The 13,067-nt window shown below is 56.8% G+C and carries 20 protein-coding genes; 1 reads left to right on the top strand and 19 read right to left on the bottom strand.

The features are described from left to right. From tolA to ACXWUF_RS09555, 18 genes are all read right to left on the bottom strand, one after another. The coding region (gene tolA / locus ACXWUF_RS09640; protein WP_458494457.1) for a cell envelope integrity protein TolA at positions 1-883 on the bottom strand (883 nt) is incomplete at its 3' end. Beyond that, on the bottom strand, positions 880-1,320 hold the full coding sequence (gene tolR, locus ACXWUF_RS09635) for a protein TolR (RefSeq protein WP_458494456.1): 441 nt from the start codon (positions 1,318-1,320) through the stop codon (positions 880-882). The genes tolA and tolR, both read right to left, overlap by 4 nt. Next, the gene (gene tolQ, locus ACXWUF_RS09630) at positions 1,317-1,994 is read right to left on the bottom strand and encodes a protein TolQ (RefSeq protein ID WP_458494455.1); all 678 of its coding nucleotides are present in this window, start codon (positions 1,992-1,994) and stop codon (positions 1,317-1,319) included. Before tolQ ends, tolR begins: the two co-directional genes overlap by 4 nt. An 83-nt stretch (positions 1,995-2,077) precedes the next feature. Continuing rightward, positions 2,078-2,494, bottom strand: a complete 417-nt coding sequence (locus ACXWUF_RS09625; protein WP_458494454.1) for a type II toxin-antitoxin system MqsA family antitoxin — start codon at positions 2,492-2,494, stop codon at positions 2,078-2,080. A gap of 10 nt (positions 2,495-2,504) precedes the next feature. Then, the gene (locus tag ACXWUF_RS09620; RefSeq protein ID WP_458494453.1) at positions 2,505-2,840 is read right to left on the bottom strand and encodes a type II toxin-antitoxin system MqsR family toxin; all 336 of its coding nucleotides are present in this window, start codon (positions 2,838-2,840) and stop codon (positions 2,505-2,507) included. 33 nt (positions 2,841-2,873) lie between these two features. Continuing rightward, positions 2,874-3,296, bottom strand: a complete 423-nt coding sequence (ybgC, locus tag ACXWUF_RS09615) for a tol-pal system-associated acyl-CoA thioesterase (protein ID WP_458494452.1) — start codon at positions 3,294-3,296, stop codon at positions 2,874-2,876. A 16-nt stretch (positions 3,297-3,312) separates the two neighbouring features. Then, positions 3,313-3,576: a hypothetical protein gene (locus tag ACXWUF_RS09610; RefSeq protein WP_458494451.1), complete on the bottom strand. Its 264-nt coding sequence runs from the start codon at positions 3,574-3,576 to the stop codon at positions 3,313-3,315. A 91-nt stretch (positions 3,577-3,667) separates the two neighbouring features. Beyond that, positions 3,668-4,699 carry a Holliday junction branch migration DNA helicase RuvB gene (gene ruvB, locus ACXWUF_RS09605; protein WP_458494450.1) on the bottom strand — a complete coding sequence of 344 codons (1,032 nt, stop codon included), beginning with the start codon at positions 4,697-4,699 and terminating at the stop codon, positions 3,668-3,670. A 13-nt stretch (positions 4,700-4,712) separates the two neighbouring features. After that, positions 4,713-5,210: a DUF3368 domain-containing protein gene (locus tag ACXWUF_RS09600; RefSeq protein WP_458494449.1), complete on the bottom strand. Its 498-nt coding sequence runs from the start codon at positions 5,208-5,210 to the stop codon at positions 4,713-4,715. Beyond that, positions 5,179-5,472 (bottom strand): UPF0175 family protein, encoded by a 294-nt coding sequence (locus ACXWUF_RS09595; RefSeq protein ID WP_458494448.1) that lies wholly within the window; start codon positions 5,470-5,472, stop codon positions 5,179-5,181. Before ACXWUF_RS09595 ends, ACXWUF_RS09600 begins: the two co-directional genes overlap by 32 nt. 356 nt (positions 5,473-5,828) lie before the next feature. Further along, positions 5,829-6,140 (bottom strand): hypothetical protein, encoded by a 312-nt coding sequence (locus ACXWUF_RS09590; RefSeq protein WP_458494447.1) that lies wholly within the window; start codon positions 6,138-6,140, stop codon positions 5,829-5,831. A gap of 15 nt (positions 6,141-6,155) precedes the next feature. Further along, positions 6,156-7,364: an AAA family ATPase gene (locus ACXWUF_RS09585; protein WP_458494446.1), complete on the bottom strand. Its 1,209-nt coding sequence runs from the start codon at positions 7,362-7,364 to the stop codon at positions 6,156-6,158. A 15-nt stretch (positions 7,365-7,379) separates the two neighbouring features. Further along, positions 7,380-7,943: a Uma2 family endonuclease gene (locus tag ACXWUF_RS09580; protein ID WP_458494445.1), complete on the bottom strand. Its 564-nt coding sequence runs from the start codon at positions 7,941-7,943 to the stop codon at positions 7,380-7,382. Positions 7,944-7,971: 28 nt separating this feature from the next. Then, complete coding sequence (locus tag ACXWUF_RS09575; RefSeq protein ID WP_458494444.1) at positions 7,972-8,226, bottom strand: hypothetical protein; 255 nt, start codon at positions 8,224-8,226, stop codon at positions 7,972-7,974. 81 nt (positions 8,227-8,307) lie between these two features. Continuing rightward, the gene (locus tag ACXWUF_RS09570; protein ID WP_458494443.1) at positions 8,308-8,505 is read right to left on the bottom strand and encodes a hypothetical protein; all 198 of its coding nucleotides are present in this window, start codon (positions 8,503-8,505) and stop codon (positions 8,308-8,310) included. A 3-nt stretch (positions 8,506-8,508) separates the two neighbouring features. Further along, entirely contained in the window at positions 8,509-9,108 is a 600-nt protein-coding gene (ruvA, locus tag ACXWUF_RS09565; RefSeq protein ID WP_458494442.1) for a Holliday junction branch migration protein RuvA, read from the bottom strand. After that, positions 9,105-9,620, bottom strand: coding sequence for a crossover junction endodeoxyribonuclease RuvC (gene ruvC / locus ACXWUF_RS09560; RefSeq protein ID WP_458494441.1), 516 nt, complete (start codon positions 9,618-9,620; stop codon positions 9,105-9,107). Before ruvC ends, ruvA begins: the two co-directional genes overlap by 4 nt. A gap of 8 nt (positions 9,621-9,628) precedes the next feature. Then, positions 9,629-10,375: a YebC/PmpR family DNA-binding transcriptional regulator gene (locus ACXWUF_RS09555; protein WP_458494440.1), complete on the bottom strand. Its 747-nt coding sequence runs from the start codon at positions 10,373-10,375 to the stop codon at positions 9,629-9,631. Positions 10,376-10,816: 441 nt separating this feature from the next. Between ACXWUF_RS09555 and ACXWUF_RS09550 the strand changes: the two genes are divergently transcribed. After that, complete coding sequence (locus tag ACXWUF_RS09550; protein ID WP_458503275.1) at positions 10,817-11,446, top strand: FHA domain-containing protein; 630 nt, start codon at positions 10,817-10,819, stop codon at positions 11,444-11,446. A gap of 91 nt (positions 11,447-11,537) precedes the next feature. On the opposite strand, the gene radA is transcribed toward ACXWUF_RS09550, so the two are convergent. After that, entirely contained in the window at positions 11,538-12,923 is a 1,386-nt protein-coding gene (gene radA / locus ACXWUF_RS09545; protein ID WP_458494438.1) for a DNA repair protein RadA, read from the bottom strand. Positions 12,924-13,067: the final 144 nt, after the last annotated feature.

Here is a 13,067-nt window from a genome sequence, read left to right as displayed (position 1 = left end):
CCTTGCGACGGGCTTCTTCTTCGGCTTGTTGCTTGGCTTCTCGCTCGGCCTCACGGCGGGTTTCCGTTTCCGCTCTTTGCTTGGCTTCCAACTCGGCCTTATGTTTCGCCTCGGTTTCGGCTTTGCGTTTGGCTTCTTGCTCGGCCTTTTCCCGCGCATCTTCTTGAGCTTCCCGCTTGGCTTCGGCGGCGACCTTGCGACGGGCTTCTTCTTCGGCTTGTTGCTTGGCTTCTCGCTCGGCCTCACGGCGGGCTTCCGTTTCCGCTCTTTGCTTGGCTTCCAACTCGGCCTTATGTTTCGCCTCGGTTTCGGCTTTGCGTTTGGCTTCGAGTTCGGCCTTTTCCCGAGCGTCTTCTTCGGCCCGCTGCTTGGCTTCGGCGGCGGCTTCACGCTTCTGCTCGGCAAGCTTTTTGATCTGCTGCTCCCGCGCCTCGGACTCGGCTTCCGCCTTGCGCTTGGCTTCCAGCTCGGCTTGCCGCCGCGTTTCCTCTGCCTGACGTTTGGCCTCGACGGCTTGGCGGATGGCTTCTTCCTCCCGCTGGCGTTGCAAAACGATGGCCTTTTGAGCCGCTTCGGCTTGGGCTTGCCTGGCTCGTTCTTCCGCTTGTTGGCGTTGTTCCGCCTCGGCGGCTTGCCGGGCTTCGGCGGCGCGTTGCTGTTCCAAACGCTGCTGGCGCGCCCGCTCGGCGGCTTGCTTCGCGTTCTGGACGGCTTTCAAGACCGCCGGGTCCAAGGCCACGGCCTTGATGGTCTCGCCCGGATCGGGCGGCGGCGTGGGCTTGGCGGTGTCGAACTGATAGGCAAATAGCAGAATCAACAAGATATGCAGCGCCAGCGATAGCGCCAGCGGGCCACCGAAGCGCTTGAAGTCGGAATCGCTCATTCTTCGATGGGGGCCGTCATCAGGCTAACGCCGTCCACGCCGGCTTTTTTCAGGGCGCCGAACACCACCAGCACCCGGCCATAATCCACGTTCTTATCGCCCCGAATCAGCACCGCCAGCCCCGGCTTCTTCGCCAGCGCATCCGTGACCTTGCCGGGCAACTCGGCCTCGCCCACTTCCGCGTCGCTTTGGTTGCCCGCGTCCACGAACAACCGGCCATCGGCCTTGACGGAGATGATGATGGGCAAGTCCTGGCTGGGGTCGAAGGCTTTGCCCTCGGTGGCCTGCAACTCCACATCCACGCCGGTTTGCAGCATGGGCGCCGTCACCATGAAGATGATGAGCAGCACCAGCGAAACGTCGATGTAGGGCACGACATTGATTTCGGCCATGGGCCGACGGCGCTGACCGCGTCCGCGTCCGGTGGATACGTTCATTGGGTGTGGGCCTGGCGGTGGAGCAAGCTGAGGAATTCGTCGGTGAAGGCTTCGTAGCGGTTGGCGAGTCGGCCAATTTCGGTGGAATAGCGGTTATAGGCCATGACCGCCGGAATCGCGGCAAAGAGGCCCATGGCGGTAGCGACCAGCGCTTCGGAAATGCCCGGCGCGACCATCGCGAGCGTAGCCTGCTTGACCGCGCCCAGCGAGCGGAACGAATTCATGATGCCCCATACGGTGCCGAACAGGCCGACGTAGGGGCTGGTGGAGCCGACCGTGGCGAGGAATGGCAGCCGCTCGTCCAGCCGCTCCAACTCCCGGTTGAGGGCCACCCGCATCACCCGCGCCGCGCCCTCCATCACCGCGTCCGGGCCGATGTTGGTCTGCTGGCGGAGCCGGGCGAATTCCTTGAAGCCGGACAGGAAGATGTTTTCCAGCCCTTCCGTGTCGTATTCCTCCTTGGTCAGTTGCCGGTACAGGTCGGCCAGGTCGATGCCGGACCAGAAGCGCTCCTCGAATTCTTCGGAGATTTCCTCGGCGCGTTTGATTTCCCGGTATTTCGAGAAAATGAAGGTCCAGGACACCACGGACGCCAGGATCAAGATCGCCATGACGATCTGGACCACGAGACTGGCTTCTTTTATGAGGGTAATGATTGAGAGATCGGACGACATTAATTAATACACCTTAAGGTCTTAAAGTTTTCCTGCCGGGGATGGGTTATTCCCAATGGAATTGGAAGGAAAAACGCCCGCGACTAACTTTTCAGGTCGCGCAGCATTTCGGGATGTTTATCCAGCAGTTTGAAGAGGTTCACCACCGCTGGCGTCGGGCGCACCACGCCGCGCTCGTATTGGGAAAAGCTGTGCTTGGCCCCGCCCGTCAACCGGGCCGCCTCAATCTGGGTCAGCTTGAGCTTGCGACGAATACGCGCCAAGTTACGGCCCTGTTCCCGGTCCACCTGTTCGCGGAACGCCAGCCAAGCGGGTTCCGTGGCTTCAAGGTCTTCCCCGTTCAATATTCCTTCCCCACAAGCATCACACCAATCGCCGGGTTGATCCTCTTCGAAAACCCGGCCTTGGTATTCCATCGTAACCCGCTGAATACCCCGCCGCAGAGTGCCTTTCATGCACACGGGGCAGGGTTTGCCATCGGAAATCAAGGCATCGCTCATGGTTTCTAGCCTATAAAGCTTTGAATGAAAGCGTGAAAAAGTATCTGTCCGCATCTTGCTGGAATTTGACATACACGCCCAATCCCCGCCATTCCGCATGATAAACATCCTGCCAAACCCGATGATCGGCGTGGGTGGTCATCGACTTGTAGAAATCCCGCCTCGTCAATCCCTGGATCACGCCCAGCGCGTCGACATTCTTCATACCCAAACTACGGATTCCAAGCTTGGCTGAATTCGTCAGCCGCAAACTAGCCACCGTAACCATTGCGCTTGGATTTCGCGCAGATGGTAATGGGGAGTCGGTTTTTCCATGATTTTGTTGTCCCCAGTAGGCGGAATTCAAGCCAAGTCGCATTCGATAATGCCCACACATACCTCACAAACTCCACCGCACCAAGTCTGGAATCGGCTTAGGCCGGAGCGTCTCCGCCGAGATGGAAACCACCCGCACCTTCGCCTGGCACAGTATTTCATCCTCGCCCCGCAGCACGGCCTGCCGGAAATAAATGCTGGCGGCGCGGGTTTCCTCAATATCCGCCGTCACCCACAACGATTCATTAAAACGAGCCGGTTTAAGGAAGTCCAATGCCATGGAGCGGACCACAAACATAATGCCATGGTCCCGCTGTAATCCATCCAATTCAAACCCATGGGCGCGCAGCCGCTCAGTACGGGCGCGTTCCATGAAGCGGACATAATTGGCGTGATAGACCAAACCGCCCGCGTCGGTGTCTTCGTAATAGACACGGATCGGCCAGCGGAAAGCCAGGGGTATCGGGGCTTCTTCAGAGGCAACCATGGACAATATTGAGTTATTAATGCTGTCTCTTGGATTTTGATTCTGGTTGAGCGGGGGCTTGTGGCTGTTCTATTGGCTTTCTTTCGGTGCCCATCCGTTTGCTGATTAAATCGCTGCACGCGGGATGATTCGGGCTACCCAGAAAGAACACCTTGCCCTGGTCATCCACAATTTGATACATATTGGCGGCTTTTTTATAAGGCTTGCATTCCGCCGCTGTGACATTGCTCGTGACAAATACCGATAGCACGGCGGTTATTATTAATGTGGGTTTAATCATTGCAACCATTCCCCGTTAAATGCGTTATTGTTTATCCGGCCTTAATGTAGTTCAAGTAATACCCGTAAAACCGCCTGCAAATCTTCGGGGGCTAAAATATTTCCTCATTGGTCGGCAGCGTCTTCGGTGGCTTCAACCCCAGGTGGAGATAAGCCGCCCGCGTCGCCACCCTGCCCCGTGGGGTCCGCATGATAAACCCTTGCTGGATCAAAAACGGCTCCAGCACGTCCTCGATGGTGCCGCGCTCCTCGCCGATGGCGGCGGCGATATTGTCCAGGCCCACCGGCCCGCCCTCGAATTTTTCGATCATGGCACCCAGCAGCTTCCGGTCCAACTGGTCGAAGCCGTGCTTGTCCACCTTGAGCATTTCCAGCGCTTTGTCGGCCACTTTCGCCGAGACCTTGCCGTCTGCCATCACTTCGGCGAAATCGCGCACCCGCCGCAGCAGGCGGTTGGCGATGCGGGGCGTGCCACGGGAGCGGCGGGCGATTTCGGTGGCGCCTTCGGGACTCATTTCGACGCCCAGGATTTTGGCCGAGCGCCCGACGATGAGGGCGAGTTCCTCGGTGGTGTAGAACTCTAGCCGATGCACGATGCCGAAGCGGTCGCGCAAGGGCGAAGTGAGCAGCCCGGCCCGCGTGGTGGCGCCCACCAGGGTGAAGGGTGGGATGTCCAGCTTGATCGACCGCGCCGCCGGGCCTTCGCCGATCATGATGTCGATCTGGTAGTCCTCCATCGCCGGATAGAGGACTTCCTCGACCACCGCGCTGAGGCGGTGGATTTCGTCGATGAAGAGAACGTCCCGCGCCTCCAGATTGGTAAGCAGCGCCGCCACGTCGCCCGCTTTTTCCAGCACCGGGCCGGAGGTGTGGCGGATGTTGACGTCCATTTCGTTGGCGATGATGTTGGCGAGCGTGGTCTTGCCGAGCCCGGGCGGGCCGAAGATGAGGACATGGTCCAGCGCCTCGCGACGGTTGCGGGCGGCCTGGATGAAGATCGACAGTTGCTCGCGCATGGCCTTCTGGCCGACGTAATCCGCCAAGCGTTTGGGGCGGATGGCGCGGTCTACGGCGTCTTCGTCTTGGGCGGCGGCGGTGGGGGTGATTAGGCGATGGGTGGACATAATTCAACTGGGATTAAAGCGAGGAAACGGGTGATTCTCCGGCTAACTCAAGCGCCCTGTTCACCACAGATGGATGCAGCCAAGTACCCCGCTGTTTTAGCTGTGCCAAAGCCGCTCCCACAGAGGCAAGCCGACCAACTTTCTTGGCTTGAATGAGTACCCCTGCTGAACCGGTAACTTCTAATCCCGACAGGGCTACAATCCGGCGACCTTTTAAATCGTCAAGAACTACCGTTGGAATTGCTTCGTCCAGTGCTGTTTGGATGACTGCGGATTCCCCTAAATCCAGGGTATTTCTCAAGAATTTCGGAATGTGAATGGGGCGATCTCGAATCGTTATTCCTTGGGTTTTTGACAATTTTTCGGCTGTTGCGTCTTTGTCAGCGCCAGCCGCTAATTCGGTAAAAACTTCATAGGGAATAATAACCGGGCCATACAGTTCAGTCAGTAAGCCTAAGTCGCCTAGAACACTCGTCAGATTAATGGCCGGACTGCTGTTGATAACGATCATACGCTTTCATTGCGTGGGCTACATCCGTCTCCAATTCGTCCGCGTCAATTTGAATTGAGGACACGCCGAAACGCCCTAACTCGTGAATAAAATCGAGGCGTGTTAAATGGGCCAATTCCGCTGCTTGGCCCGAAGATAATTTGCCCGTTTCAAACAGTTTTACCGCCATGGCTAAACGCGCCTCGCGCTCGAACTCTTGTCGCGACATATGCAGCGATGCCGGCATGGAATCTGGATAATCTATGAACATTGAATGATTCATGAGGAGTTACCTGGTTGGAGGGTTGGCAGCGATGCGATGAATACGTCAAAGCTTACATTTCGCTCACGGGTCATTTCTATATTTCGTTTATCTAAAAATCCATCGGCTAATTTCCGATAAGTTGGCACGTCTTTCTTGTAGATTGTTCCGCCGTGTTTATTGAAGTATCTATCCAGTCTATCGGAGCAGGATTTAATTTGGCTGGATTTTTTAACTGCATCCTTGGCGGGTTTTACGATATGCAAGGGTAAGAGCCAGCATTCCAACGAATGCACTGAAATGGCGAACAGAATACGGTCTTGAAAATCTCGATAAAACGCTTCTCCTAGCTTGGTAATAATTCGACTTTTAACATCCTAGATAATATCCGTGACGGGCCGATCTTCTCCGTTGGCCGTCAATGACACGCCAAAATTTTGAGGCTCTCCGCAGTCGGTATCTATTTGGATAATCAAGTAATCATTGACCAGCAAATCTTCCCGCAATAAATCTTCGCCGTTTTCACAATGCTCGAATACCTTTTCCCAGCCGCCGGGGCTGCCTTGTCTGGATGTATCCGTCGCATCGCGTGTGGGGCGACGAAGTGGGAAATCGGGTTCTTCGTCAAAATATCCGGTCAATATGGCTTCGATAACTTCCTGATCCGTCGGCCCTTCGGTGATGAGCATGAAGGACGCCATCGGTCAAAATCCTTTCGGAATGCCGCCTAAGCTGCCCCGCAAAAACATTTCCGATAACCGGACGGGCCGTTGATTTTCTGAGGCGCTAGCTTTTTTCTGGATTCGCCGCACACGGGTTTCCCCGGATCGGCTCCGCGATACGACAAACAAGCGCTGTTCATCATCGTCAAGATTCAAGCCATCCAAGGTAGCGGGATTATGGGTTGTCAGCAGCACTTGCTTATCGTGCTTCTTTGCCAGCCGCACTAATTCGCTTAATAACTTTTCGCACAGCGCGGGATTTAGGGAAGCGTCGATATTATCTATCGCGAAGATACTCGGAGTCAGTTTGGTGCTGAATAGCGCGAAATAAAATAGCAGGAACAGGAAACCTTCGTTGGCGCTCATTTGGTCAAACCAGCGGGTTTCGTCTTCGATATAACGGTCTTTAATAGCTATGCGGCTGGGCGAGAATGTGTCGCCATCGACTAGCTTGAAATCTTCAAACCAGCCTAGAACTTGCAGGGAGGATTTGATTTCTTGGAAGGTTTCGCCGTTGCTTTCCTTGGATAGCACGGACAAGAGTTTTAGTAAGCCTTCACCTTTAATTCCTAATGGCTCAATTTGGCTTTCGCGTTCAAATACTCGCAAAGCAGAGTTTTCTGGTGAAAATACAACAAGATTTTCGATGGTTTTTAAGTGCTGAATATTTTGTATATTGTGACTCGCAAAGCGAAACGCTTCTGAATCTTCTTGAAACTCAAGTTCAATTTTTATTTTATTTGATTCTGCTGCATTGCTTGCTCGACCGGATGGTTCATTATAGTTTATCCAGTGCTTTTTTAAGTAATCATCTATAATTTCAGCTAAAAGCCTACTATTCCAAACCTCATCTAGCTCGCAATGCCATTTTGAATATGGCAAATTTTCATTGTTTAACTTAATGGATATATCATCCCCTTCATGCCCCGTGACGGTAATCAATATTGGCAGCGACGAGTCTGACCTTATAAAAACTGGCCGCATTAATTCTGGCTCTGTAACCCGAATCCCTCTGGAAGCCAAAAACTCATTATCAAGCTTATTCCCCAAGGCAGCACTAGCCAAAGCAAACAACTCCAAAATATTGCTCTTCCCCGCCCCATTCTCTCCAATAAACACATTCACCCGGCCAAGCTCCAGCTCAAGCGACTTGATGGATTTGTAATTCTCGGCCTTAAACGTCTTAATCACGGTTGTTCCGCCTCGTTAATCCGCCCACAACCCACCCAATTCCCACTCCACCGCCTCAAACGGCGGAATAGCCACCCGCTGATCCCCCGCGCACGTCTGAATCAACAACCACTTTCCCTGTTGGTTTTCGTACGCCTCCAAAACCCGCGTATCCGGGTCAATCAACCAAACATACCCCACACCTAAATGTCCATAAATCGGCAGTTTATCAGCCCGGTCATTCTTGGCCGTGGAAGGCGACAATACTTCGCAAACCCAATCCGGCACGACCTCAAACCACGCGGTATCCGGCAAACGCGGCATCCGCTCCCGCCGCCATCCAGCCAAATCCGGCACCAGAATATGCTCGCCGATATGTAATTCCGGCTCGTCCAAAATCACCCAACCGCCGGGACCGTTATCGCCAAGATCAAACGGGCCACCGATCCGCACACCCAAGCTGGACGCCGCACGCGCATGACGCGGGGCCGGGCGCGGATGGGTAATCAACCGCCCGCAAATAATTTCCCCGACCAGATTGGGCGGAAGCGCAAGGATATCTTCGTAGGTGGCGGGCTTTAACGCTGGAATAGCCATCATAATTACCCTAAATTCACAAAACTTGTAATTAACCCAACTGATTTAGCTTTTCCTGGACCCAAAGATTCAGCAGGGTTTCCTCGCTGACCCCATGTGCCTTAGCAAGGCGACCTAATTTCAAAGCGAGTATCTTGTCCAACGAATAATATTTAGGCTGAGACTCAATATCGACCTTGAACTCGACCTCGGCCTGTTCACCAAAATCGGCGGAATCATGGTTATCCCAAAATTCACCAATCTCTTGATAGCTACCAGCCATCGAAACCGGAGTTTTATCGGACATACTTATTCCTCTCCTTTTCTGTTAAATCTCTGGCGGATACGATGATGGCGCGTTTATCCTTCGTGTACACGAAAAACACCCCTAAACATCGCCCCGCATTGGTTTTTCCATAAGCGGCAAAACATCTTCGCCCGACTTGAAACCCGCCTCTTTAAGGACAAATCTCGGCTTATTTTCCAACACTTCGACAACTTCAACATCCTCGACTTGATGCTTCCAACGAAGCTTATCGACAATATCTTCAAACCAAATGAGCCGCAGTATTTCCACAACAGCCAACCCCTACTTCGCCGCCGACTGCAACGCCAACCGAATAATCTCCTCGCTGCTCTTCCCTTCCGCTGGCACCTTCCGCACCAGCGCGGCGGCTTCCGGCGGCTTGAAGCCCAGGGCGATCAACGCGCTCACCGCATCATCCGCCGGGCTGGCCGCAGGCATAGGCAGCGTGCCCGCGCCCGGCAATGTCACCGTACCGCCCAACTCCGGCAAACGGTCGCGCAATTCAATAATGAGCCGCTCCGCCGTCTTCTTGCCGACGCCGGGCAGGCGCACCAGCCGGGCCGTGTCCTGGAACTCCACGCAGCGATGGAATTCCTCGGCGCTCAGCCCCGACAGAATCGCCAAGGCCAATTTTCCGCCCACGCCATTGACCTTGATAAGCGCCCGGAACAAAGCGCGGTCAGCCTCAGAGATAAAACCGAACAGGCTGTGGGCGTCCTCGCGGATCGCCAAATGGGTGTAGAGCGTCACCGGCTCGCCCACGTCGGGCAACTTGTAGAAGGTGGACATGGGCGCGTCCACCTCGTAGCCCACCCCGCCCACATCCAGCAACAGGGACGGCGGCTGCTTCGCCGCCAACACGCCACGCAGAAAACCAATCATCGCCGCTTCCCCGCTGCCGCCGCCGCTTGGGCCATTCGCTGCCGGGTCTGGCGGTGATGAATGTGGCACATCGCCACGCCGAGCGCGTCACTAGCGTCGGCGGGCAGCACCTCGCTGAGGCCGAGCATGAAGCGAACCATGTGCTGAACCTGGGATTTTTCAGCGCTGCCCTTCCCCACCAGAGCCAGCTTGACCTGCCGGGCGGCGTACTCGAACACCGGCAACCCGGACGCCATGCCGCCACAAATCGCGGCACCACGGGCCTGCCCCAGCTTCAGGGCCGAATCGGCGTTTTTGGACATGAAAACTTGTTCGATGGCGAGTTCGTCCGGGCGGAACTCCCGGACAACCCGGTGGATGCCATCATAGATTTGCTTTAGACGCTCGGGGAAATTATCCGTTTCGGTGCGGATGGTCCCATACGTCACTAGCACCGGCCCTCTCGCGCCATCCTGGATGATGCCGTAGCCGGTGCAGCGCGAACCCGGATCAACCCCCAGCACACTGACCACGTCCGCCCCTAGCCCAGCTTGGCGAGGATGTCCTCGCTGATGTCGGCGTTGGAATAGACATTCTGCACGTCGTCCAAATCTTCCAGCCGCTCCAAGAGGCGCAGCATTTTTTCCGCGTCGTCCTGTTCCAAGGCCACACTGGTGCTGGCCCGCATCGTGACTTCGGCGTTCTCCGGCGCGAGGCCCGCCCCGTTCAGCGCATCCCGCACCGACTCAAATTGGTCGGGGCTGACTAGCACGTCCACCGAGTTATCGTCGTTGGTGACGACATCGTCGGCGCCCGCTTCCAGGGCCGCTTCCATGAGGCGGTCTTCATCGACGCCAGCGGGATAACTGACGATGCCGAGCTTGGTGAACAGATAGGCCACCGAGCCATCGGTGCCCAGATTGCCGCCCGCCTTGGTGAAGGCGTGGCGCACTTCGGCCACGGTGCGCTGGCGGTTGTCGGTGAGGCAATCCACCATCACCGCGATGCCGCCGGGACCGTAGCCCTCGTAGCGGATTTCATCGTAGTTGTCCCCGTCCAGCGCCCCGGTGCCTTTTTTAATGGCCCGCTCGATGGTGTCCTTGGACATATTGGCGACGAGCGCCTTGTCCATCGCCGCCCTAAGGCGCGGATTGTTGCCCGGCTCGCCTCCGCCAGTGCGGGCCGACACGGTGATTTCGCGGATCAGCTTGGTGAACAGCTTGCCCCGCCTTGCGTCCTGGGTGCCTTTCCGATGCTGGATGTTGGCCCACTTGCTATGACCTGCCATGTTGCCGAATAACCTCCGGTTTGATCTTGGGAAAAAGGTTGAGAAATCTTATCATGACGAGAGAAGGGAACGCCCCGGCTAGCCCTGGTACGACCGGACCATTGACGTCACTTTCTGACAAAACAATGTCGTAAATGATGAACAAGCCTGGTGAAAACCCGCATTGCCCAATTCGGCTAGAGCAACCCGCCTCATTTTATGCAGGGCTGCTCGATACCCCAGTCAACTTGATGAAGTTCACGTCACCAATCCATGATATTTTGTTGAATTATTGTGGCGGAATTTATACTGGGTTAAAAACCCTGGTCTCCCATCCAATTCATTGGCACTGTTGCTGCTTGGCGCAAGCGGAATGAACGCGGTTTTATCTTCACGACCGCTTTAAAACAGGATGACGCCGACGAGCCGTCTTCCCAAACACACTGAATACCGCACCAATTCATGCCCAGATTAACAATATCTTTCAAGGAAATACCGCTCCAGTCCATTGATTTGGAGCCGGGAGAAACCAGTATTGGCCGTGACCCGTCCAATATTGTCCATATCGACAGTCTGGCCGTGGCGGATTTCCATGCCGTTATCCTAGCCTCCTCCCAGGGTTATGTACTCAAGAAGGCCAATCCAAAACACTCGCTCTATGTGAATGACGAAGCCGTGGCCGAGGAAAAGGCGCTTCATAATGGCGATATTATCTCGATTGGCAAGCACAGCATTCATTTCGTCCACCTCGCCGAAAAAACATCCCTTCCGGAATCTGCCGAAAATCACAGGCCTCGGACAGCGGAGGTCAGCCCGCATCGGTTCCGGCGATTGGAGGGCAATTTTCAGGTCATGAACGGCAAGCGGATCGGCATGGTGATTCCTCTGAAGGGCGCCGTGACCCAAATCGGCAAGGAGCCTTCCGGGATGGTCAAAGTGAGCCGTACCGAGGAGGGCTATACGATTGAGGCGGGTTCCGCCGAGGTGTTGCTGACGATCAACGGCATTCCCGTCACGAATGGAGAAGCGCCTTTGCACGATGGCGATGTTGTCCGCATCAATAGCGCCTTGTTGCAGTTTTTCCACAAATAAGCGCCGACCTTAGTTGGAAAACCCGGTCGATAACACAGGTCGAACGACCGCTTGAGACAGGCTCCACGCAGCGGGTAAGCGCGCCCGCCACTCACAAGGCCGCGATGGCCTCCCTGAGGCTCCGCACGGGGACGATTTCCAGCCCCGGATCAATCCCCTTCACTATATTTTTGGCTGGGGCCAGCGCGTGCTTGAAGCCATGCTTGGCCGCCTCCTTCAAGCGCTCCTCGCCGTTCTGCACCGGCCTGACCTCGCCATTCAGACCAAGCTCGCCGAATACCACCCAATCCCGAGGAATCGCTCGGTCCCGGAAGCTGGACACTATCGCCAGCACCACCGCCAAGTCCCCCGCCGTCTCGCCCAGCCGCAGCCCGCCCACCAAGTTGACGAATACATCCTGCCCCAGAATCGGCACTCCGCCGTGCCGGTGCAAAATGGCCAGCAGCATCGCCAGCCGGTTGTTCTCCATGCCCACCGCCACCCGGCGCGGGGCGGGCAGATGGGATTCATCCACCAAGGCTTGGACCTCCACCAGCATCGGGCGGCTGCCCTCGCGCATCACCATCACCACGCTGCCCGGCGCGTCCTCGTCGCCCCGCGACAGGAAGATGGCCGACGGATTCCGCACCTCGCGCAACCCGACTTCGGTCATGGCGAACACGCCCAGTTCATTCACCGCGCCGAAGCGATTTTTAAACGCCCGGATCACCCGGAACCGGCTGCCGCTGTCGCCCTCGAAATAAAGCACCGTATCCACCATGTGTTCCAGCACGCGGGGACCGGCCAGGGCGCCTTCCTTGGTGACGTGCCCCACCAGGAACACCGTGGTCTGGGTCTGCTTGGCGAAGCGGACCAATTGCGCGGCGCATTCCCGCACCTGCGCCACGGAGCCGGGCGCGGATTGTAGCTGTTCGCTGTAGACGGTCTGGATCGAATCCACCACCAGGAATTCCGGGCGGTGCGCGATGGCGGTTGCCAGGATGCGCTCCAATTCGGTCTCGGCCAGAATTTGCACCGCCGCGCAGGGCACATCGAGGCGCTTGGCCCTAAGGCTCACCTGCCGGATGGATTCCTCGCCGGTGATGTACAGCACTTTGCGCTGCTGGCTGAGCGCCGCCACGGTTTGAAGCAACAAGGTCGATTTGCCGATGCCTGGATCGCCGCCAATCAGAATGGCCGAACCCGGCACCAGCCCGCCACCCAACACCCGGTCGAACTCGTCCAGCCCGCACGGAATGCGGTGAATTTCTTCCGCCTCGACCTCCGCCAGCGACACCGGCACGGCCCGCTCGGTGGGCGCGGCCCCGGCGTACCCGGCGAACCGCGAGGCAGCGGCGGGGGCGCGTTCTTCGACGCCTTCCACCAGCGAATTCCAGCCGCCGCAGCCCGGACACTGCCCGGCCCATTTAGGCTGGGCGTGGCCGCACTCGGTGCAGCGGTAAACGACCTTGCGGTCCTTGTCCTTCGGGCGGCTCACGGCCAAGGCTTCACCCCGCTTAGTAGCGCGTTGACCCCAGCGCGGGAATGCACCTCGACCGGCTGGAAACCGATCCGGCCCATGAGTTCCAGCGCGGGGGCCAGCCGCATGATGTGGTCGGGCGATTCGTCGCTGAACAGATGG

Source organism: Methylomagnum sp., assembly GCF_054333355.1.
Note: the sequence above shows the minus strand (reverse complement) of the source record. Positions and strands in the feature narration are given on the sequence as shown.